The sequence below is a fragment of the Pedobacter sp. AW31-3R genome (genome assembly GCF_052180285.1).
Classification (GTDB): Bacteria; Bacteroidota; Bacteroidia; order Sphingobacteriales; family Sphingobacteriaceae; genus Pedobacter.
This window is the reverse complement of sequence record NZ_CP197475.1, coordinates 3203439-3225784: the sequence shown is the minus strand read 5'-3', so window position 1 is coordinate 3225784 and position 22346 is coordinate 3203439. Positions and strand designations below refer to the sequence as shown.

Sequence of the window (22346 nt, the reverse complement as noted above, 5' to 3'; positions counted from 1 at the left end):
GCATCTTAAATTATAATAAAAAGAACATGTTAAATTTCGAATTAAAAAATCCCACAAAAATTATATTTGGTAAAGGTCAGATCGAAAATCTGGGCAAGGAATTACCGAAAGACGCTAAAATCCTCCTGTTGTATGGTGGTGGAAGCATCAAGAAGAATGGCATTTATGAGCAGGTTACTGCTGCATTACAAGGGCACGAATTTATCGAATTTGGGGGTATTCCCGCAAACCCGGAGTATGAGGTATTATTGAAAGCCTTAAAGGTGATCAAAGAAGAAAACATTACGTATTTGCTTGCCGTAGGCGGAGGATCCGTAATTGATGGAACCAAATTTCTTTCTGCGGCGGCATTGTATGAAGGAGACAGTCCATGGGATATCCTGATCAACAAGATCCCGACAACTAAAGGCATGCCTTTCGGAACGGTACTGACTTTACCGGCTACAGCTTCAGAGATGAATTCCGGTGCAGTAATCACCCGTGCAGAAACCCAGGAGAAATTTTCTATGGGTGGCCCCGGTTTATTCCCTGTATTTTCTATCCTGGATCCGCAGGTGGTGGCATCCATTCCACAACGCCAGCTGGCCAATGGGATTACCGATGCCTTTACGCATGTCCTTGAACAATATATGACTTATCCTGTTGGCGGGCATTTACAGGACAGGTTTGCTGAAAGTATTATGCAGACCCTGGTTGAAGTAGCCCCTGAAATCATTAAGGATCCGAGAGATTATGAAGCTGCTGCCAATTTTATGTGGAGCTGTACAATGGCACTGAACGGATTGATCCAGAAAGGTGTGCCGGGCGACTGGGCAGTACACATGATGGGCCATGAATTGACTGCCCTGTTCGGTATAGACCATGCAAGAACGCTGGCTATCGTAGCGCCAAGCCACTACCGACTGAACTTTGAAGCAAAAAAAGAAAAACTGGCGCAGTATGGCAAACGTGTATGGGGCATAAAGGGTGATGATATTGATGCCATTGCGAAAGAAGCGATTGTGAAAACGGAAGCTTTCTTTCACTCGCTGGATATCCCAACCACGCTGTCTGAATATACACCGGATTATAAAGGTACAGCAGAAAAAATAGCCGCCAGGTTTACAGAACGCGGATGGCTTGGTTTAGGAGAACATAAGGACCTTAGTCCCGCTAAAGTACAGCAGATTATTGAAATGAGTTATTAATTGAAATACCCCCCTTAGAAAGAGACCATGTCATCAATGATGGCTGGTCTCTTTTTTATTTCCTTCCTCTATTTGCAGGGTTACAGGCAATTTAATTAAGATGTAATTACCCTGCATTTGTTTATAAAATAATATCTTTATATCATTAATTATCTGAGCTTATCCTTCCGTTATGAAATATTTGTTTGTCCTATTTGCCCTGTTCAGTTTAAGAAGTTTCGCACAAGACTATCCATCTGTCATCGCCAGTCACCGCGAACACTATAAGCAAGATTTTATAACCAATACCCGATCCCCCCTGAAAAAGGAAAACCTGGCGGACCTTCATTTTTTTGAGGCGGACAGCAGTTATGCGGTTAAGGCAAATATTGCTTTCCTGATCGACGAAAAATCATTCCAGATGCCTACCTATAGTGGTGACAGTAAGGAATATGTGCGTTATGCTATCCTGAAATTCACACTGGGTGGTCAACCACAGCAACTGACGGTGTATAAAAGCATCGCGCTCTCCAAGATATTGACGTATAAAGATTACCTCTTCCTGCCTTTTACGGACGAGAGTAATGGTTCAGACACTTATGGCGGTGGCCGCTATATTGACCTGAACGCAAAAGATATGACTGAAAATGATGTAATGATTGATTTCAATAAAGCTTACAACCCTTACTGCGCCTATAGTGATGGTTACCAATGTCCCAAACCACCGGAAGAAAATCATTTGAACCTGAAAGTTAATGCTGGGGAGAAGAAATACGGCGGTACCAGAAAACAGCTGGACTAAGCCATTACCTGGCATGTTTTTTACCAACCTATCCCATAATCCTCTCCATTGTTGCTCGATCCTCCCCAGAGGCTTCCATGTTTCCAATCGAAATAGATGGCATTAATTGGCCCGCTGGTCCGCTCCCCAAAACTCAGGATATATCCCATCTTTGTCAGTTGTTCACGCAGCACTTTCGGGCTATCCTGATTTAAGAGCAGCTGGCCAGGTTTAGGCTTTCGGTCTGCCGTTTTTGTTCCTCCCAGGGAAAGCCATAATTGATTGGTATTGAAATTTGATGCCTCTGCTGCCTGTTGTACGTTCATTCCAAACTCTTCCACATTCAAAAAGAATTGCAGCAGGTTCTGGTCTTGGGTATCGCCCCCCTGCACTGCGGAAGACAAGAAAGGTTTGCCATCTTTTAAAGCAAGTGAGGGAGATAAGGTCACCCTCGGTCTCTTTCCGGGTTGAACCACATTGAAAGGATTGATGGCCGCATCAAGAACAAAACTTTGCATCCGCTGGCTCATTCCTATTCCCGTATTTCCTGCAATACAGGCAGGCAGCCATCCCCCGCTTGGGGTTATCGATACCACCCAGCCTTCTTTATCCGCAGCTTCTACAGAAGTGGTGCCCCGCCATAACCGGTCCTGATAGGCTTCCTCACTATTCAGGCCCAAATCATGTTTAGGAGCAAAGTTCCTCCTGGTGGTATCGTCCAGCTCAGTCCGTTTTTTCAACAGCTTCAGGTAAGGGTTTTTCTTTCCTTCAAAAGGATAGGGATCTCCGGGGCCAATGTCAGGACTGTTTCTGTCCTTATTGATCAGTTTCGCCCTTTCCTTCGCATAATCCTTGCTCAATAAACCTTTTATGGGGGTTACTGGCGTGGTATAAGGGTCGCCATAATAAAAATCACGGTCGGCAAAAGCAAGGTTCATCGCCTGGTATACCGTATGGATATATTCCGGGCTATTGTAACCCATAGCCTTCAGGTTAAAGTTCTCCAGGATATTGAGCGACTGCAGCATGGCCGGCCCCTGTGTCCATTGCTGCATTTTGTAGACTTCAGTTCCTTTGTAGTTGACCATCAGGGGCTCTTCGATCAGGGGTTTCCAGTTAGCCAGGTCTTCCATGGTTATCAATCCGCCCTGTTCTTTACTTCCCCGTACAAATTCCGCAGCAATATCACCTTTATAAAAACGGTCGTATGCTGCCATTAATGCTTCTTCACGACTTTTCCCCTGCTGAAGTGCATTCTTTTCTGCCTCCACCATTTTTTGGAGGGTAAGCAATAGGTCTTTCTGTACAAATATTTCACCAGCCTCCGGAGCTTCCCTGGTTTCACCCGCATGGGTAAGAAAAACCTTTTTGCTGTATGGCCATTGTTTCAGCAGGGATTTACCACGTTCGATGGTATTTGCCGCCTGTGCTTCAATCGGATATCCGGCAGCCATCTCCATGGCGGGTGCCAGGACCTGTTCAAGGCGCATTGTCCCATAATGGATCAGCATGTAGATCAGTCCCCCAGGGGTACCGGGCGTTGTGGCTGCCAGGGGACCATATTCCGGAGGGAAGTTATATCCCTTACTTTTAAAGAAGGCCGTTGTTGCCCCAGTTGGAGCTACGCCCATGGCATTGAGGGCAATTACTTTTTTTGTTTTCGGATTATAGATCAGCACCTGGGTTTCACCGCCCCAGCTCAGTGTATCCCACATGGTACAGGTGGCAGCGAGCATGGCACAGGAAGCATCAACGGCGTTCCCCCCCTGCTGAAAAATCATTGCCCCTGCTGTTGCCGCCAAAGGTTTTCCTGTAATGGCCATCCAGTTCCGGCCGTGTAATACCGGTTTTTGTGTTTTCTGGGCTGCTGCAGGCAGGGTATGTAGGGTAAATAGCAATAAAGCGGACAGGATACATTTCATATGAGCTAAAATAGTTAAAATAACAGCACCATAAAACCCCGGAATTATATTGCCTTGTCACAATGTGAATACTATAAGCGTTAAAATAATTACCTTCGCGCTTTCCATTTTAACTAAAAGATATGAAACTGCAGGAACAACTACTTAAAAGAAGCGAAAATAAATGTGAATTATGCCAGTCTGAAGGAACTTTAAGCCAATATGACGTACTTCAGCAAACTGGAAACAATGACGATAACTGTTTCATGATCTGTGATACCTGTGCTGCCCAGATTGAAAAGAAAGAAGAAATGAACCCTAACCATTGGCGTTGCCTCACCGCAAGTATGTGGAGTGAAGTTCCGGGGATACAGGTGATTTCATGGCGTATGCTGAACCGACTGAAAAATGAGGACTGGGCGTTGGATAACCTGGATATGCTGTACCTGGATGAAGAAACACTGGCCTGGGCAAAAGCAGTTGCTGAGGACGAGAATGACGGACCTGAAGAAGTGCATAAAGATAGCCTGGGAAGTGTGCTTACAGCCGGAGATTCCGTGGTACTGACCAAAACACTGGATGTAAAAGGTTCTTCTTTAAGTGCAAAACTCGGAACCGTGGTTAAAAATATCCGTTTAGTGGAGAACAATACCGACCAGATAGAAGGAAGAATTGAAGGCCAGGTGATTGTGATCCTGACCAAATATGTGAGAAAACAAAACTAATTGGCTGTAAGGCTTGCTGCTCCGGCATTTGTGCTTACAGCAAGCCTGCATTGTCCTTCAGCATGACACCGGAAAGTTTGCGCCGGAACGATTCCTGGATCAAATAGAATATTTTGGAAACGGCGGCATCCTTGTCCAGCCCTCCGGACCGTATGTTGGAAATACAGTTCCTGGAGTCGTCAGTCAGTCCGGGTCTTGGCCGGTAAGTGAGGTAAGCCCCCATACTGTCAGCAGCACTCAGCCCGGGACGCTCCCCGATGAAGATCAGCGATAGTCCCGCTTTTAACTTATCCCCAATATCATCGGCTATGGCTACCCTTCCCTGTTGAACCAGACAGATGGGGCCGATGCTGAATCCTGCCTCCTGTAATTTGGGCAGCAATAAGGACAGCAGCTCAGCCAGGTGATGCTCAACAGCGATCGCTGACAGGCCATCGGCAGCAACAATAGCGATGTCGGCCCCCTGAACCTGATGCTCCAATATGTCAGCAGATTCCTGCTTAAGCACACGCCCAAAATCAGGACGCTGTAAATAAACAGCACGGCTTTCCGCCCTGCTCTGCAGCGTTAAAACAGGCAGGTTAAACTGGCGCAGCTGCCCCAGGATGGTGTCTGTATCCATGGCCGAATAAACCGCATCCCGGGCATGGGCGTGGGCCAGCTTGAATTCCAGCGATTCTTTTATTGGAATACTGGTCCCTGCATGTCCAATGGCAATACGTGCCGAAGTAAAGTCTTTCAGGAATTTCAGTGGGTCATTTTCTGCAGAGGTTACGATTTCAGCCATAATGCGTTGGTTTGATGAAGGAGCATTCCGGGAGTTGTTCCGGAAAGATTACCCATTGAATCCGTTATTCCCTGCCTGATCAGCCATTGTTCAAATTCCGGTGCCGGTTGAAGTCCCAATACTTTTCTGACATACAAGGCATCATGGAATGAAGTCGACTGATAGTTGAGCATAATATCATCAGATCCAGGGATTCCCATGATAAAGTTACACCCTGCCACCCCCAGAAGGGTCAGCAGATTATCCATATCATCCTGGTCTGCCTCTGCATGATTCGTATAACAGACATCCATCCCCATGGGCAGACCAAGCAGTTTTGCACAAAAGTGGTCTTCCAGGGCTGCCCTGATGATCTGTTTTCCATCATACAAATATTCAGGACCGATAAAACCGACCACTGAATTTACCAGGAAGGGCTTATATTTTCTGGCTACGGCATAGGTTCTGGCTTCACAGGTCTGCTGGTCGACGCCGTGGTGCGCATTTGCAGACAATTCTGAACCCTGTCCAGTTTCAAAATACATGACATTGTTCCCAACCGTTCCCCTGTTTAAAGATAAGGTGGCCTGGTAAGCTTCCTCCAGCAAAGCCAGATTGACACCGAAGCTGGTATTGGCTTTTTCCGTACCCGCAATAGACTGGAAACAAAGATCCAGCGGTACATTGTTATTGATCAGTGCGATACTGGTGGTGACATGACTGAGTACGCAGGATTGGGTGGGAATATCAAACTGCTGCCTTAAGGTATCGATCAGCACCAGGAGTTTCGTCACCGCTGCAGGACTATCCGTTGCGGGATTAATTCCAATCACCGCATCACCGCTCCCATAGCGCAGGCCATCAATAATACTGGCAGCCACTCCACGCGGATCATCGGTGGGATGGTTCGGTTGTAAGCGCGTGGAAAACCTCCCCTTCAGTCCTACCGTATTCCGGAAGCGGGTGACCACTTCACATTTGCGGGCAACGGCAATAAGGTCCTGGTTCCGCATGAGTTTAGACACTGCGGCTACCATTTCAGGCGTGAGGCCTGCTTCCAGCTGCTGGAGTACGGCAGTATCTGTTTCTTCTTTTAAGAGCCAGTCACGCAGTTCGCCAACCGTAAATGAACTCACCGGCGCAAACTGTTGCTGGTCGTGTGCATCGATGATCAGCCTGGTCACTTCATCCTCTTCATAAGGAACCACTGCTTCCTGTAAGAAATCCCGTAAGGGAACATCAGAAAGTGTCAGTTGGGCGGCCACACGTTCTTCATAGGTAGCGGCACTTAAACCAGCCAGAGCATCTCCGGTACGGAAAGGTGATGCTTTGGCCAGCAACACGCGCAAACTATCAAAAGAATAAACTTTTCCGCGGATGGTATGCTGATAGGACATAAAGAATCGGTTTAAAATATCCCGGATAAGACAAAGGACTTTATTTATTGTATTCTGGCAGCAGTTTGTTGCTGCTGAGCCAGTTCACTGCATGGTCAAACCATTTATCAGGCGTTGTCGGATTCACCAGACCAAAGCCATGCCCACCTTTAGGGTAGATCACGACACCGGCAGGAACTTCCTGCTGTTGCAGTGCCTGATAAAAAGCAAGGCTGTTTCCCACAGGAACGGCTTTATCATCCCCGGCATGTACCAGGAAGGTAATGGGTGTATCTTTGGTGACCTGTAATTCATTGCTGTACAGATCGATCTGTTGCTGTTCAGGATTTTTACCAATCAGGTTTACCCTGGAGCCCATATGTGCAAGACGGTCGGAAAGGCTGATTACTGGGTAAATTAGCAGCATAAAATCCGGACGCAGGCTGGTATTCTCCTGATTATCGACTAGGGACACCTCGTAATGTGTACCCAGTGTGGAAGCGAGGTGACCGCCGGCAGAAAATCCCATGATGCCAATCTTATGGGCATCAATATGCCATGCTGCAGCCCTTTCCCTTACCATTTTAATGGCCTGCTGGGCATCCTGGAGCGGACCAATACTTTTATCGTTCATTGTTGCGTCCAGTGGGGTACGGTAAAACAGGACAAATGCGGCGACACCTATTTTTTGAAATTCCCGGGCGACATCCTCCCCTTCATGCTGGATGGCCATGCCTGAATATCCCCCACCCGGACAAATAATCACTGCCGTGCCTGTGGCATTTTTTTCCGGAAGGAAAGCAATTAACCTCGGCTGGGTGGTATTGCTGATGAAAGTTCTTTTGGAGGGCCTGTCCACCGGAGTTTCCAGCACTGTATTTGGTTTGGAATTGGGGATCTTCCCTTTGTACAGCGGATAGGTGGTTTGCGCGTCAGCAAACTGCTGGATTAAGCTCATGACAACAACAGTTAAAAGGATCGGTTTACACTTCATACGGTTAAAATTTGGTTTTTACTTATCGCCTTCCTGCCATTTTTGTCATTCTTCCGGCTAAGTCTTTTCCCAGGTAACGGTCAATAATTGCATGGACGACATATAGAACAGGGGTCATTAAAATGGCTACAATAAACTTATAGGTATAATTTACCAGTCCGATAGCGGCAACCATCTGCCAGCTCCAGTGGTATTGGGGGTTTAAATAAAAAGCGATAAAAATCACCACAAAGCTGTCTATAAATTGTGAGACCAGCGTAGAGCCTGTGGAGCGCAGCCATAATGCCCGCTCGCCAGTGATCTTTTTTATTTTGTGGAAGATCATCACATCGGCGATCTGCCCCACTAAAAATGCAACGATGGAGCCGACAATAATCCACATTCCCTGGCCGAAGATCGCGGAGAAGGCATTGTTCATATTGGTTTTCTCCCCGTTAATGGTCTGGTTCACCCAGAAGTCAGACGCCGAAAGGCCCATCGCTCCCCATACAATTAAAAAGGCATAGGCGATCAGCACCGAGGTAATCATGGACAAAACCCGCACCTGCTTGATCCCATAGTATTCATTGATAATATCTGTCATGATAAAGATCACGGGCCAGGTCAGTACCCCTGCAGACATATTAAAGGATAAATTAGGCACACCCAACAGGTTAATGTCAAAATTCTTCATGCCGAGGGTAGCCTCCACACTGAAGATTTTTACCCCGATAAACTCAGATAAGATGGCATTGGCCACGAAAAACGTACCTAAAACGAGTAGTAGTTTGCTCTCTTTTGTTTTAAAAGTCATACGTGTTGAAATTATTAAATATATTCGGAATTACATTAAGATTGAAATAATTTCTATTTTCGGCATTACATGATACCTAACTACTCGAAATTACCAGGGACAGCCACTACTATATTTACAGTGATGTCCCAATTAGCGGCAGAACATAATGCGATTAACCTATCCCAGGGATTTCCGGATTATGAATGCGACCCTAAACTGATAGAATTTGTTGCCAGGGCTATGAAGGACGGGCATAACCAATATGCTCCCATGACCGGAATCCCTGCACTGAGGGAGCTGGTTGCAGCCAAGGTGAGTCATTTATATGATGCCAAGTATGATCCTGCAACTGAAGTTACCATCACTGCCGGTGGCACACAGGCCATATTTACAGCATTGAGTGCTTATATCAGTGCCGGTGATGAAGTGATTATCTTTGAACCGGCCTATGACAGTTATGCCCCGACCATTAAAATGCTGGGCGGACTCGTTAAACCTTATGAAATGGCTCCACCCGATTATGATATTGACTGGGAAATGGTAAAAAAACTATTTACTGCGAATACCAAAATGATCATTTTAAATAGTCCCCATAACCCCACAGGTACCATTCTCCGGGAAAAGGACATCCAGGCACTGATTAAACTGACAAAGGACTCCGATATCATCATCCTGAGTGATGAGGTATACGAGCACCTGGTCTATGACGGGGAAACACACCGTTCGGTTGCTTTATACCCGGAGCTTCGGGAGCGTGCCTTTATTGTGGCCTCTTTCGGGAAACTGCTGCACACGACAGGATGGAAAGTAGGTTATTGCCTGGCACCCGATTACCTGATGAAGGAATTCAGAAAAGTCCATCAGTTTAACGTGTTCAGTGTGAACACGCCAATGCAGGTAGGAATTGCAAATTACCTGGAAGATGCCAGTACTTACAGTGGATTATCCGGTTATTTCGAGGAAAAAAGAGATCTGTTCCGCTCCTTAATGGCAGAGACAAAATTTAAATTATTACCTTGTAATGGATCGTATTTCCAATGTGTCACGTATGAAGATATCAGCGATGAAGCTGATATTACGATTGCACGGCGGTTGATTGCTGAATATGGAGTCGCAAGCATTCCTGTATCTGCATTTTATATCCGCAATACGGATCACCACGTGTTACGCTTTTGTTTTGCCAAAAAGCAAGATACGCTGAAAAAAGCCGTTGAAAGATTAATGAAAATTTAACCTGAACGCTTCTCTTAATAAGATTACCCTATGGAACAACCCCAAAACCTCAAAATCACTATTTTCCAGGCTTATTTATTCTGGGAAAATATTGATAAAAACCTGCAGAACCTGGCTTTACGTTTATCATCAGGGATTAAGGAAAAAACAGACCTGATCATTCTGCCGGAAATGTTCAATACAGGTTTTAGCATGAATGCCTCATCCCTTGCTGAGGAGATGAATGGTAAAACCATGTCCTGGATGGCACAGGCTGCCATCAAATATGACTGTGTGATCACCGGAAGTTTGATGATCAGGGAAAATGACAAGTATTATAACCGCATGATCTGGATGCTTCCTTCGGGGGATTTCCAGTACTATGATAAAAAACACCTGTTTGGAATGGGTGAAGAAGACCAAACCTATACCGCCGGAACAGCACAGGTGATTGTAGACCTCAAAGGCTGGAAGATCAGGCTGGCAGTTTGCTATGACCTCCGTTTCCCGGTATGGCTGCGCAACCATGACTCCGGGTATGATATCCTGCTGGTGATTGCCAGCTGGCCTGACAAACGTATTCCGCACTGGAAAACACTGATCCCTGCCAGGGCCATAGAAAACCAGAGTTATGTGATTGCTGCCAACCGTGTAGGCCATGATGGCCATGAAGTATATTACAGCGGCCATTCCATGTGCATTGATGCCTATGGAAGTACGGTATACTATAAACCTGAGGATGAAGACCTCTATACCTTCAGCATCAGCTACGAAGAACTGGTGAAAGTCCGCCGCGGATTCCCATTTCTCAGAGATGCAGATCACTTTACCCTAAACCCTTAAAAACCCTATGTTCGACCGTAGAAAATTCATTAAATGTTCTGCTCTTTCTGCTTCCCTGCTGGCTATTGATCAATCCGGAATAGCCGCCGTCCTGCCCGATCCGAAATCTTCAAAGGCAGCAAAACCCATTGTGATTTCTACCTGGGACTTCGGTATTGCGGCCAATCATGATGCCTGGAAAGTACTGGCTGCTGGCGGACGTGCATTGGATGCCGTGGAGAAAGGTGTCCAGGTTCCGGAATCGGATCCGAATAACCAGTCGGTCGGTTACGGTGGTATGCCCGACAGGGATGGCAAAGTCACCCTGGATGCCTGTATCATGGATGAGCAGGGCAACTGCGGATCCGTTGCGGGACTGGAACATATCGTACACCCCATTTCTGTAGCCAGGATGGTCATGGAGAAAACCCCGCATGTCATGCTTGTCGGCGATGGTGCTTTACAGTTTGCCCTGGAGAATGGCTTTGAAAAAACCAACCTGCTCACTCCGGCCAGTGAGAAAGCATGGAAGGAATGGCTGAAAACTGCCAAATATGAGCCTGTCATGAATATAGAAAACAAACTGTATGACAAGGCTGCACCCAAAAAACTTCCGGGGAACCAGTACAACCACGATACCATAGGCATGCTGGCCCTTGATGCCAAAGGAAATATTTCCGGGGCATGTACCACAAGTGGCATGGCTTTTAAATTACATGGCCGTGTGGGTGACAGCCCAATTATCGGTGCCGGTCTGTATGTCGACAATGAGGTTGGTGGTGCCACCTCTACCGGTGTTGGGGAAGAGGTGATCCGTAATGTGGGAAGTTTTCTGGTAGTGGAACTGATGCGCCAGGGGTATTCCCCGGAGGCGGCCTGTAAAGAGGCGGTCATGCGCATCATCAGAAAGAAACCTGAAACTGCAAAAAAGATACAGGTAGGTTTCCTTGCCCTCAATAAAAAAGGTGAATACGGTGCCTATGCCATACAACAGGGATTCAGTTATGCCGTTTGCAATGCTGAAGACCAGGATAAACTGATTCCCGGAAAAAGTTATTATTAAACCCAAAAGATGGGATATGCTGCCTGAGTAGCTGCTCAGCATAGCTTTCATCATTTAACAGCTAGCAATTATGATCCATATGGAAGTCTGTGCCAACTCTGCTGCCTCTGCTGCAGAAGCACAAAAAGGTGGTGCCATACGCGTTGAACTTTGTGCCAACCTTGCCGATGGCGGGACGACGCCGAGTTATGCCCAGATCGCACTGGCAAAACAAATACCCGGATTAGCCGTGTTCCCGATTATCAGGCCCCGCGGAGGAGATTTTTTGTATTCCGATATGGAGTTTGAACTGATGAAGGAAGAAATCAGGATTTGTAAGGCGTTGAATTGTGAAGGCATTGTGAGCGGTATCCTTACCGCAGCAGGTAAAGTGGATAAAGTCCGTTGTGCCGAACTGATTGAACTGGCCAAACCAATGGAGTTTTCCTTTCACCGTGCATTCGACATGACCAGCAACCTGGAGGAAGCCCTGGAGGATGTGATTGAACTTGGTGCAGTACGCATCCTGACTTCCGGAGGCAAAGCCTCGGCCATTGAAGGGGCTGCGGTGATTGAGCGGCTGATCCGTCAGGCCGGGAACCGCATCACTATTATGCCTGGTGCGGGAGTAAATGCACAAAATATAGCGGCACTGATCAGTCAGACCGGAGCGAAGGAATTCCATGCATCTGCAAGGCACAAAGTGCAGAGCCACATGGCCTTCAGGAATGAAAACCTCAGTATGGGCAATGGTGATGATGAGTACAGTTACCTGCTTACAGATGCCCAACTTGTCAAAAATTTGATTGAGCTGGCCAATCTTGCTGAATAATCAAGCTAAAACTATATATTTGCGGCACTGATGAAGCACATACGTAATTTTTGCATAATTGCACATATTGATCACGGTAAGAGCACTTTAGCCGACCGTTTATTAGAATACACGAACACGATCACGCAGCGTGAGTCCCAGGCTCAGCTGCTGGATGATATGGATTTGGAACGTGAACGTGGGATAACCATTAAAAGTCATGCCATCCAGATGGACTATGTTCAGGATGGACAACCCTATATATTCAACCTCATTGATACGCCGGGACACGTGGATTTTTCTTACGAAGTATCCCGTTCTATTGCAGCCTGTGAAGGTGCATTATTAATTGTTGACGCCTCTCAGGGTATCCAGGCACAAACGATCTCCAACCTTTATTTGGCGCTGGAACATGACCTGGAGATTATCCCGATCCTGAATAAAATGGACCTGCCCGGGGCAATGCCGGAGGAAGTGAAAGACCAGATTATTGAGCTTATCGGTTGTAAAAGGGAAGATATTATCCCGGCATCCGGTAAAACAGGCTTAGGGGTACACGATATCCTGCGTGCCATTGTTGACCGTGTTCCTGCCCCACAGGGAAATCCTGAGGGTGAACTTCAGGCACTCATCTTCGATTCAGTATTCGATTCCTTCCGTGGAATTGTGGCCTACTTTAAAATCCTTAATGGAGAAATCCGCAAGAAAGACCGGGTGAAATTTGTAGCGACAGGTAAAGAATATATTGCGGAGGAAGTAGGAACCCTAAAACTGAAACAATCGCCTAAAGACGTCATAAAAACCGGTGATGTAGGTTATATCATCTCGGGCATCAAAGAAGCCAGGGAAGTAAAAGTCGGAGATACCATTACCCATAAAGACAGACCAAGTTTAGAGCCAATTAAAGGTTTTGAAGAGGTTAAACCAATGGTATTCGCAGGTATTTACCCTGTAGATACCGATGAGTTCGAAGACCTGAGAGAGGCAATGCACAAGCTGCAGCTGAATGATGCTTCCATTGTTTTTGAACCTGAATCTTCAGCAGCGCTGGGTTTTGGATTCCGCTGCGGATTCCTTGGCATGTTACACATGGAAATTATCCAGGAGCGTCTGGAGCGCGAGTTTGACATGACCGTGATTACCACTGTTCCCAACGTATCTTATCAGGCCATGACGACCAAGGAAGAACTGATTATTGTGAATAATCCTTCAGACCTTCCGGATCCAAGCAAAATGCAATATGTTGAAGAACCTTATATCAAGGCAAATATCATTACGAAATCGGAATTTGTAGGACCGGTGATGTCCCTTTGTATTCAGAAAAGGGGAATTATTGCCAATCAGTCGTACCTAACATCCGACCGTGTGGAGTTGGTTTTTGAAATGCCTATGGGAGAGATTGTATTCGATTTCTATGACCGGCTGAAAACCATTTCCAAAGGGTATGCTTCATTCGATTACCACCAGATTGGTTACCGCAAGTCTGACCTGGTCCGTCTGGATATCCTACTGAATTCAGAACCTGTGGATGCCCTTTCTTCCCTGATCCACCGCAGTAACTCCTATGATTTTGGAAAAAAGATCTGTGAGAAATTACGTGAACTGATCCCGCGCCAGCAATTTGAGATTATTGTACAAGCCTCTATCGGTGCCAAGATCATCGCCAGGGAAACGGTAAAAGCCTTACGTAAGGATGTAACCGCCAAATGTTATGGAGGTGATATTTCCCGTAAACGTAAGTTACTGGAAAAACAGAAGAAAGGTAAGAAACGTATGCGCCAGGTGGGTAATGTGGAAATTCCACAGACCGCATTTATGGCAGTATTGAAATTGGATTAATTTTTAGCTCAAATCGTATTTACATGCAATTACTCGACGGCAAATTCGCATCGGAAAAAATAAAATTGGAAATTGCTGCTGAAGCAGCGGAATTCCTGGCAACAAGTGGTCGCCAGCCTCACCTGCTGGCTATCCTGGTCGGCAATGATGGTGGCAGTGAGACTTATGTGGCCAGCAAAATGAAAAACTGCGAGAAAGTAGGTTTCAAATCTTCACTGGTCCGCTATGATGTCAACGTAACTGAAGAAGAATTACTGCAGAAAATCGCAGAAATCAATGGTGATGAAGGTGTGGACGGACTGATTGTACAGCTTCCCCTGCCTAAACATATTGATCCTGAAAAAGTTACCGAAGCGATTGATTACCCCAAGGATGTGGATGGTTTCCATCCCGTAAACCTGGGCCGTATGATGCGTAACCTTCCATGTTTTATTCCTGCTACCCCTTACGGAATATTGCTGCTGCTGAAGGCCTATGAGATTGATACTACCGGTAAACACTGTGTGGTGGTCGGACGCAGTAATATTGTCGGAAGTCCGATGAGCATCTTAATGGCACGCAATGCCAATCCAGGAAATTGTACCGTTACCCTTACCCACAGTAAAACAGCCAACCTTAAAGAACTGGCTTTACAGGCAGATATTATTGTGGCCGCAATCGGTAAAAAGAATTTTGTTACCGCAGATATGGTGAAGCCAGGTGCGGTGATCATTGATGTAGGCATCAACAGGGAAACTTCAGCAACCACAAAATCGGGATATAAACTCTATGGTGATGTGGACTTTGAAAATGTTGCTCCTTTGGCCTCATGGATCACTCCGGTACCAGGTGGGGTGGGACTGATGACTATTGTTGGATTATTGAAAAACACTTTGGCCTCGGCAAAGAAAGAAATCTATTAGTAACCTAAAAAAATCATAACGTAAAGCCTGCGGATTAGTTTCTGCAGGCTTTTTGCGTATACGGTTATTTTTAAAAAAAGCAGGCTGTTGCAGACCAGCCAAACTTTATAGGAATTTCAAAAAATAAATTACCTGCATTAATTCTGACAGCATTACATTAGTCAATAAAGAAACACAATCACGATTATCAGAAAAAAATAAAAAAACATATTAATGTTCACAATTAGAGAACCATTACTTACCTTTGAACCATTGATATGAGAATTCATTTAATAAAGGCGAAGACTCTTGAAAATTTTATCCTGTCAAATGCACAAAGCAGGGCTGCCATAGAAGAATGGTTAGATAAAATAAAAAACGCAGATTGGGAGCAACCTGCAGATATCATGAAAACTTACAATTCTGCCGATTTATTAGGGAAAAGCAGTCATAAAGTAGTTTTTAATTTAGGAGGAAACAAATACAGAATGATCTGTAAATATGCATTTGGATCAAAACAGGTTCATTTGTTTATTTGCTGGTTAGGTACACACGCAGATTATACCCGGTTAAATGGACAATTGAGGCAATACACAATAAATAATTATTCATATGGAAACACTTAAATATACCGTAATCAAAAATGATGAGCAATATGACCGCTATTGCGACCTTCTGGAAACATTAACTGATATTGCAGCACCTGATACGCATACAGCAGATGAAATTGATTTGCTCACCCTGTTAATTGAAAGCTATGATGAGGAACACAGCACCTTTAACTCACTGGACCCAATAAGTCTGCTGCGCTCTTTCATGACAGACCAACAGCTAACAGCCTCTGCCCTTGCCCATCTTCTTGGCGTAAGTAAAGGTTATGTATCGGATATACTGAATTATAAAAAAGGCCTGTCAAAAGAGGTGATCAGGAAATTGGCCGAACACTTCAAAGTAAGACAGGATGCCTTCAACAGGCCTTATCCATTGCGGTCTGTGATGAAAGAGACTTTAATGAACGCAGGGTAAGCGACTTATGCCCTTCCAAAGAATCGGCTGAACAGCGTTTGCCGGAATCCTGCATATAAACCATCGGGCCTTTCCTGCAAGGGGTAAGTATTGATGTAATCTCCCTGTCCCTCTGCTCCTCTTCCGTTTTCCAGATGGTAGCTGTAGCGGTGTATGGGACAGATAAGCATTCCCCTCTCACACCATCCCCCACTGAGGGTTCCTCCAGCATGGGGACAACTATTTTGCACAAGATGGAGTTTTTGGGCATGCCTCAATAGACACAGTTTTTTTCCGGCAACAGTAACCTGCCTGATAAAATCACCTTCAGGAATTTCTCCATCAATCTTATGCCAATGAAATCGGCCATTGTTATCCCCGTTATTCATAGATTGGTCATTTATGACTGATCAATATACATATAATCCCATTTACCATGCATATTTTTTTACCTTTGCTAATTATTATATGGCACACAACATTCCGGCAGACGGCACATTACTTCCTTTGATGGAAGAGTTTTACACTATACAGGGTGAAGGTTTCAATACAGGCAAAGCAGCCTATTTTATTCGCTTGGGGGGATGTGATGTCGGCTGTCACTGGTGTGATGTCAAAGAAAGCTGGGATGCAGAACTGCATCCTTTAACCACAGCTGATGCTATCGTTGAAAAAGCAGATACTTTTCCCGGTAAAGCGGTGGTGATTACCGGCGGAGAGCCCCTGATCTATAATATGGATTACCTGACCAAAAAGTTACAGGAAAGGAATATCCTTACCTTTATTGAAACTTCCGGTGCCTATCCACTATCAGGTACCTGGGACTGGATTTGCCTTTCCCCTAAAAAGTTTAAAGCACCACGCCCTGACATCACACCTTTCGCTAATGAACTGAAGGTGATCGTTTTTAATAAAAGTGATTTTGAATGGGCAGAGAAATATGCAGAAACGGTTTCTCCTTCCTGCAAACTTTACCTGCAACCGGAATGGTCGAAATCCAAGGAGATTACCCCTATGATTATTGATTATGTCATGGCCAATCCGAAATGGGAAATTTCTTTGCAGACACATAAATATCTGAATATCCCTTAGAGGTCTTCATCCCCCTCCTGCAATTCGTACGACTCCTTTAGCGCATAGGATTTTTAAGCAGATATTGTTGTAAGATCATCCAGCTTTCCTTAAGTTTATACAGGTTATACCGTAAAGGGCCTGACTCAACTTAAGGAATGCCATCTATGAGAAGGATATTATTACTGGTTTTATGCATGATATTTTTGGGCCGTCTTCAGGCACAGGAATCGGCCAACAGGAAAGCCCAGGCAAATTTTGAATATGCACAGAAATCCTTGCAGAACAGGGATTATGATGCCGCATCAAAATTGCTGGAAGATGCAGTAGCCGCAGATCCTGCCTTTCAGGCCGCTTTTATCCAGCTGGCAGACATAAATAAGCTAAAGAAAAATTATACCGGAGCTTGCCTCAATTACAGCAAAGCCCTGGCGATTCCTTCTCCGATTCCGGCACCAAGAATCTACTTTTCTTATGCCGATGCCCTCATGAACAACAATTCCTATGCCCAGGCGAGAAAAAACTTCCTCCTGTTCAAAGAAAAATATAAAGGTGGGGACCAGGCAATGGTCGTGAAAGCCGATAAATATATCAAGGACTGTGAATTTGCCGCAGTTGCCCTGACAAATCCCCTGGAATTCAAACCTGTTAACCTCGGTGCTGCCATCAACACGAAAGACAGGGAATATTTCCCTGCACTGACAGCAGATGGAAACAGCCTGATTTTCAGCCGTACCGTCAATGGCAATGAAGATTTTTATGTCGCACACAAGGTAAAGAATACCTGGAGCACGGCGAAGCCATTAAGTGAGCAGATCAATACCAGCTACAATGAGGGTGCACAGTCCATTTCCCCCGATGGGATGTACCTCTTTTTTACAGGCTGCAACAGGCCCGACGGAATGGGCAGCTGCGACCTGTACGTCAGCCATAAAAATGGGAAGAACTGGGATCCCCCTTTCAATCTTGGGGAAAGTGTAAACTCTTCTTCCTGGGATTCCCAGCCGGCGGTCAGTCCCGATGGCAATACCCTCTATTTTGTGAGCAACCGCCCCGGTGGTTTTGGTGGATACGACCTATGGAAAACCACCCTGGCTGAGGATGGAAACTGGGGTAAACCTGAAAATCTGGGGCCGGACATTAACACCATATATAATGAAAATACGCCTTTTGTCCATCCTGACGGGACAACACTATACTTTTCTTCTGACGGATGGCCGGGAATGGGCAGTATGGACATTTTCTACAGCAGAATGCAGGACAACGGAAAATGGGGAAAACCTGAAAACATTGGTTATCCTATCAATACCAGCAATGAAGAAACAGGTTTAATCGTTAGTCCCGATGGCACTGAAGGACTATTCTCTTCGGTGCTGAAAGAGGGATTCGGTGATATGGACATCTATAGTTTTACCATGCCGGCCAAAGCCAGGCCCCTGCCGATCACCTATGTCAAAGGAATAGTACGCGATGCAGAAAGCCGCCTGTTTCTGGAGGCAACCGTGCAGGTGGTCGACCTGAAAACCGGGAAAATCAAATTCAATGACTATACCTCTGTGGAAGATGGGGAGTTTCTGGCGGTGATGCCCATTGGAAGTACCTATGCCTTTAATGCAGAAGCCGATGGATACCTTTTTTATTCCGACAACTTTGAGCTGAATAAAACGGAAGGTGGAAAGCCCTATGTGCTGGAGATTTTGCTCCAGAAATTAAAACCAGGCGTAAACGTCGTCCTGAAGAACATTTTCTTTGATACCAATAAGTTCGAACTCCTGCAGGCCTCAAGCTCCGAGCTGAACAAACTGATACAATTGTTACGGCAGAATAAATCGGCCACCATAGAAATACAGGGCCATACCGATAATGTGGGGAATGTGGCAGACAACCAGAAATTATCTGTACTTCGGTCGAAATCTGTTTATGATTACTTAATTGCGAAAAACATTGCGGCCGAGCGGCTGACTTTCAAGGGATTTGGCGCAACAAAACCACTGGCGACAAATGATACGGCAGCGGGCAGAAAACAAAACCGGCGGACTTCATTTATCATTACCAAGCTGTAATGCTTAAATAAAGTCCGCCGGTTGGTGAGGTCTTTTCAGTAAGTCAGTTTATATGACGGCTTGTCTTACCCTGATCAGTTTAACCAGTAAATCTTCAATTAAATCCAGGTGAAGCATATTGGCACCATCAGATTTTGCATTTGCAGGATCCGGATGGGTTTCAATAAACAGTCCATCAGCACCTACAGCAATGGCTGCTTTGGCAATAGTTTCAATCAGCTGAGGTTTTCCTCCGGTTACGCCTGAACTCTGGTTCGGCTGCTGCAGGGAGTGTGTCACATCCATTACCACAGGAACACCAAAACCCTGCATTTCAGGAAGCCCCCTGTAATCTACAATCAGGTCCTGGTAGCCGAAAGTATTTCCCCTGTCTGTCAGGATCACCTTTGCATTTCCTGCTTCATTTACTTTTTCCACTGCAAACTTCATGGATCCCGCAGAAAGGAACTGTCCTTTCTTGATATTCACCACTTTTCCCGTCTGGGCAGCAGCAATCAGCAGGTCGGTCTGCCTGCATAGAAATGCAGGGATTTGCAACACGTCCACATACGCTGCAGCCATAGCGGCCTCTGTGCTTTCATGGATATCCGTTACGGTAGGTACACCAAAAGTCTTCCCTACTTTTTCCAGTATCTTCAGCGCTTTTTCATCCCCTATTCCGGTAAAGGAATCGCCTTTGGAACGGTTCGCCTTGCGGTAGGATCCTTTAAAGATAAAAGGGATCTCCAGTTTATCGGTAATTGCCACTAGTTTTTCAGCAATGCGGAGGGCAATTTCCTCGCCTTCAATGGCACAGGGTCCGGCCATTAAAAAGAAATTTCCGGACTGGGTATGTTTTAATTTTTCTAATTCGAAATTGATCATTCTAAAGGTTAGTTTCCAAGTTCAGACATGAACTTGATTCGCATTAACTGTATTTCTTCGCGGGTATAATCGGTTTCTCCCAGGTCTTTCAGCGCCTCATCAATAGAGTCGTTCTCTGCAGAACGAAAATAATCAAACACCTCATCCTGGCGGTCGTCATCCAGGATCTCATCCACAAAGTAATTGAGGTTCAGTTTAGTCCCGGAGTTGACAATCGCTTCTATTTCTTTCAGGATTTCGAAATAGGTAATTCCTTTGGATTTGGCAATATCCTCCAGGCCAATCTGGCGGTCCACGTTCTGAATAATCGATACTTTCAGCTGCGACTTGTTTGCCTGGGTTTTAATAATCAGGTCAATCGGACGTTCAATATCATTATCGGTCACATATTTCTTGATCAGCTCCAGAAAAGGGCTGCCGAATTTTGCCGCTTTACCATTTCCTACCCCGGAAATCTGTTTCAGTTCCTCCATAGAGATTGGGTAATGTGTACACATTTCTTCCAGTGAAGGATCCTGGAAGACCACAAAGGGAGGCACATTTTTTTGCTTGGCGATTTTCTTCCGTAAATCCTTCAGCAGCAATAACAACTGGTTATCGAGTGCACCAGTTCCATGTTTTACATCGTCCTCATCATCATCGGCTGCACTTTCAATAGGTTCATTCATGATGAACTTCAGGGCATACGGATTTTCAATAAAATCATGTCCGGAATTCGTCAGCCTCAGCAAGCCGTAATTGTCAATATCTTTAGACAGGAAATTATTCAATACCGCCTGCCTGATCAGTGATTTCCAAAGGTTCTCTCCGTTTTCCACCTTACCAATGCCGAACTCAGGTAATTTACTGTGTTCATAGGCAATGGTCTGTGCGGTTTCGCTACCAGTCAGGATATTCAGGATATGGCTGTCATCAAACTTCTCGCCTGCATTTTTGATCAGTGAAAGCAATGTTTTCAATTGGTCTTCTGCTTCAAACAGCTTCTTAGGCTTTTTACAGTTATCACACATGCAGTTACAGCCGGTTTCATTAAAGTTCTCTCCAAAGTAATGCAGGATCTGCTTTCTGCGACATACGCCGGATTCTGCGTAGTCAATCACCTCTTTAAGGATCTGTGTACCGATCTCACGTTCTGCCACAGGTTTATCTTTCATAAACTTGGCCAGCTTCTCTACATCTTTCTGTGCATAGAAAGCAATGCAGACACCTTCACCGCCATCTCTTCCTGCCCTGCCGGTTTCCTGGTAGTATCCTTCCATGCTCTTAGGGATATCATGGTGAATCACGAACCTCACATCCGGTTTATCGATCCCCATTCCAAAGGCAATGGTTGCCACAATTACTTCCACATCTTCCATCAGGAACTTATCCTGGGTTTCCGCCCTTACCTTGGGCTCGAGCCCGGCATGGTAAGGCAATGCCTTTATACCGTTCAGGTTCAGTGCTTCTGCAACTTCTTCCACCTTCTTCCTGCTCAGGCAATAAATAATACCTGATTTACCGGTATTCTGTTTGATAAAGCGGATCATCTCCTTCAGCACATCCCTTTTGGGGCGGATCTCATAAAATAAGTTCGGCCGGTTAAAAGACGATTTATATAAGGTGGCGTCAGACATCTGCAGGTTCTTGATGATATCCTGCTGTACTTTTGGTGTTGCCGTAGCAGTCAAGGCAATGATCGGAATATTTGCCCCGAGGCCACTGATGACCTGACGTATCTTACGGTATTCAGGACGGAAGTCATGCCCCCACTCAGAAATACAGTGTGCTTCGTCAACGGCGACAAAAGAAATATTGATGAGCCTAAGGAAATCGATATTGTCTGCTTTAGACAGAGATTCCGGTGCTACATAGAGTAATTTGGTATGACCGCTCAGCAAATCGCTTTTTACCTGAGCCAATTCAGATTTATTCAATGAAGAATTCATGAAGTGAGCGATACTGTCATTTCCCCCGAAGGCACGCAACTGATCTACCTGATTTTTCATCAGGGCGATCAACGGGGAAATTACAATGGCAGTACCTTCATTCATTAATGCCGGCAGCTGGTAGCAAATAGACTTTCCTCCCCCTGTTGGCATGATAACGAAGGTATTTTTTCGCTCAAGAATATTGGTTATAATTGATTCCTGATCACCCTTAAAATTGTCAAACCCGAAAAAGGTTTGCAAGTTGTCAAACAACGACTTTTTCACATCCATTTTTTGTATAAAATATTCAGTGCTATTTTTCATTCAAAATAACATAATTTT

General features: G+C 45.3%; 21 protein-coding genes. 13 read left to right on the top strand and 8 right to left on the bottom strand.

Going from position 1 to position 22346, the window contains the following annotated elements:
• Positions 1 to 26 precede the first annotated feature (26 nt).
• Positions 27 to 1187, top strand: a complete 1161-nt coding sequence (locus ACSBL2_RS13210; protein ID WP_442592171.1) for an iron-containing alcohol dehydrogenase — start codon at positions 27 to 29, stop codon at positions 1185 to 1187.
• Positions 1188 to 1359: 172 nt separating this feature from the next.
• Positions 1360 to 1968, top strand: coding sequence for a DUF1684 domain-containing protein (locus ACSBL2_RS13205; protein ID WP_442592170.1), 609 nt, complete (start codon positions 1360 to 1362; stop codon positions 1966 to 1968).
• A 20-nt stretch (positions 1969 to 1988) separates the two neighbouring features.
• Here ACSBL2_RS13205 and ACSBL2_RS13200 read toward each other — a convergent pair whose 3' ends face one another.
• Positions 1989 to 3869 (bottom strand): gamma-glutamyltransferase family protein, encoded by a 1881-nt coding sequence (locus ACSBL2_RS13200; protein ID WP_442592169.1) that lies wholly within the window; start codon positions 3867 to 3869, stop codon positions 1989 to 1991.
• Between the two features lie 122 nt (positions 3870 to 3991).
• On the opposite strand from ACSBL2_RS13200, the gene ACSBL2_RS13195 reads away from it, so the two are divergent.
• On the top strand, positions 3992 to 4573 hold the full coding sequence (locus tag ACSBL2_RS13195; RefSeq protein WP_442592168.1) for a PhnA domain-containing protein: 582 nt from the start codon (positions 3992 to 3994) through the stop codon (positions 4571 to 4573).
• Positions 4574 to 4607: 34 nt separating this feature from the next.
• Here the strand turns inward: ACSBL2_RS13195 and eutC are convergent, their stop codons facing one another.
• Genes eutC through ACSBL2_RS13175 form a run of 4 tightly spaced genes read right to left on the bottom strand, consistent with a single transcriptional unit; the run spans position 4608 to position 8502 of the window.
• Positions 4608 to 5360: an ethanolamine ammonia-lyase subunit EutC gene (gene eutC / locus ACSBL2_RS13190; RefSeq protein WP_442592167.1), complete on the bottom strand. Its 753-nt coding sequence runs from the start codon at positions 5358 to 5360 to the stop codon at positions 4608 to 4610.
• Positions 5345 to 6736: an ethanolamine ammonia-lyase subunit EutB gene (locus ACSBL2_RS13185; protein WP_442592166.1), complete on the bottom strand. Its 1392-nt coding sequence runs from the start codon at positions 6734 to 6736 to the stop codon at positions 5345 to 5347. The genes eutC and ACSBL2_RS13185 overlap by 16 nt, the downstream gene beginning before the upstream one ends.
• A gap of 40 nt (positions 6737 to 6776) precedes the next feature.
• Positions 6777 to 7673 (bottom strand): alpha/beta hydrolase, encoded by an 897-nt coding sequence (locus tag ACSBL2_RS13180; protein ID WP_442592165.1) that lies wholly within the window; start codon positions 7671 to 7673, stop codon positions 6777 to 6779.
• Positions 7674 to 7731: 58 nt separating this feature from the next.
• Complete coding sequence (locus tag ACSBL2_RS13175) at positions 7732 to 8502, bottom strand: queuosine precursor transporter (protein WP_442592164.1); 771 nt, start codon at positions 8500 to 8502, stop codon at positions 7732 to 7734.
• A 69-nt stretch (positions 8503 to 8571) separates the two neighbouring features.
• Here ACSBL2_RS13175 and ACSBL2_RS13170 point away from each other — a divergent pair, with 69 nt between their 5' ends.
• The 8 genes from ACSBL2_RS13170 to ACSBL2_RS13135 all read left to right on the top strand — a co-directional run bounded on the left by ACSBL2_RS13170 (position 8572) and on the right by ACSBL2_RS13135 (position 16117).
• Positions 8572 to 9717, top strand: coding sequence for a methionine aminotransferase (locus tag ACSBL2_RS13170; RefSeq protein WP_442592163.1), 1146 nt, complete (start codon positions 8572 to 8574; stop codon positions 9715 to 9717).
• A 30-nt stretch (positions 9718 to 9747) separates the two neighbouring features.
• Positions 9748 to 10539 carry a nitrilase family protein gene (locus ACSBL2_RS13165; RefSeq protein ID WP_442592162.1) on the top strand — a complete coding sequence of 264 codons (792 nt, stop codon included), beginning with the start codon at positions 9748 to 9750 and terminating at the stop codon, positions 10537 to 10539.
• Between the two features lie 7 nt (positions 10540 to 10546).
• Complete coding sequence (locus ACSBL2_RS13160; RefSeq protein WP_442592161.1) at positions 10547 to 11581, top strand: N(4)-(beta-N-acetylglucosaminyl)-L-asparaginase; 1035 nt, start codon at positions 10547 to 10549, stop codon at positions 11579 to 11581.
• Positions 11582 to 11651: 70 nt separating this feature from the next.
• Positions 11652 to 12392 carry a copper homeostasis protein CutC gene (locus ACSBL2_RS13155; protein ID WP_442592160.1) on the top strand — a complete coding sequence of 247 codons (741 nt, stop codon included), beginning with the start codon at positions 11652 to 11654 and terminating at the stop codon, positions 12390 to 12392.
• Between the two features lie 30 nt (positions 12393 to 12422).
• The gene (gene lepA / locus ACSBL2_RS13150) at positions 12423 to 14210 is read left to right on the top strand and encodes a translation elongation factor 4 (RefSeq protein ID WP_442592159.1); all 1788 of its coding nucleotides are present in this window, start codon (positions 12423 to 12425) and stop codon (positions 14208 to 14210) included.
• 23 nt (positions 14211 to 14233) lie between these two features.
• Entirely contained in the window at positions 14234 to 15112 is an 879-nt protein-coding gene (locus tag ACSBL2_RS13145) for a bifunctional 5,10-methylenetetrahydrofolate dehydrogenase/5,10-methenyltetrahydrofolate cyclohydrolase (RefSeq protein WP_442592158.1), read from the top strand.
• A gap of 257 nt (positions 15113 to 15369) precedes the next feature.
• Positions 15370 to 15717 carry a type II toxin-antitoxin system HigB family toxin gene (locus ACSBL2_RS13140; protein WP_442592157.1) on the top strand — a complete coding sequence of 116 codons (348 nt, stop codon included), beginning with the start codon at positions 15370 to 15372 and terminating at the stop codon, positions 15715 to 15717.
• Positions 15704 to 16117: a helix-turn-helix domain-containing protein gene (locus ACSBL2_RS13135; RefSeq protein ID WP_442592156.1), complete on the top strand. Its 414-nt coding sequence runs from the start codon at positions 15704 to 15706 to the stop codon at positions 16115 to 16117. Before ACSBL2_RS13140 ends, ACSBL2_RS13135 begins: the two co-directional genes overlap by 14 nt.
• 5 nt (positions 16118 to 16122) lie before the next feature.
• On the opposite strand, the gene ACSBL2_RS13130 is transcribed toward ACSBL2_RS13135, so the two are convergent.
• Positions 16123 to 16485: a Rieske (2Fe-2S) protein gene (locus tag ACSBL2_RS13130; RefSeq protein ID WP_442592155.1), complete on the bottom strand. Its 363-nt coding sequence runs from the start codon at positions 16483 to 16485 to the stop codon at positions 16123 to 16125.
• Between the two features lie 79 nt (positions 16486 to 16564).
• Here ACSBL2_RS13130 and ACSBL2_RS13125 point away from each other — a divergent pair, with 79 nt between their 5' ends.
• Positions 16565 to 17188 (top strand): 7-carboxy-7-deazaguanine synthase QueE, encoded by a 624-nt coding sequence (locus ACSBL2_RS13125; RefSeq protein WP_442592154.1) that lies wholly within the window; start codon positions 16565 to 16567, stop codon positions 17186 to 17188.
• Between the two features lie 146 nt (positions 17189 to 17334).
• On the top strand, positions 17335 to 19230 hold the full coding sequence (locus ACSBL2_RS13120) for an OmpA family protein (protein WP_442592153.1): 1896 nt from the start codon (positions 17335 to 17337) through the stop codon (positions 19228 to 19230).
• 48 nt (positions 19231 to 19278) lie between these two features.
• Here ACSBL2_RS13120 and kdsA read toward each other — a convergent pair whose 3' ends face one another.
• Together kdsA and recQ are read right to left on the bottom strand one after the other, a co-directional pair.
• Positions 19279 to 20094: a 3-deoxy-8-phosphooctulonate synthase gene (gene kdsA / locus ACSBL2_RS13115; protein WP_442592152.1), complete on the bottom strand. Its 816-nt coding sequence runs from the start codon at positions 20092 to 20094 to the stop codon at positions 19279 to 19281.
• Between the two features lie 8 nt (positions 20095 to 20102).
• Positions 20103 to 22295 (bottom strand): DNA helicase RecQ, encoded by a 2193-nt coding sequence (recQ, locus tag ACSBL2_RS13110; RefSeq protein WP_442592237.1) that lies wholly within the window; start codon positions 22293 to 22295, stop codon positions 20103 to 20105.
• Between the last annotated feature and the right edge of the window lie 51 nt (positions 22296 to 22346).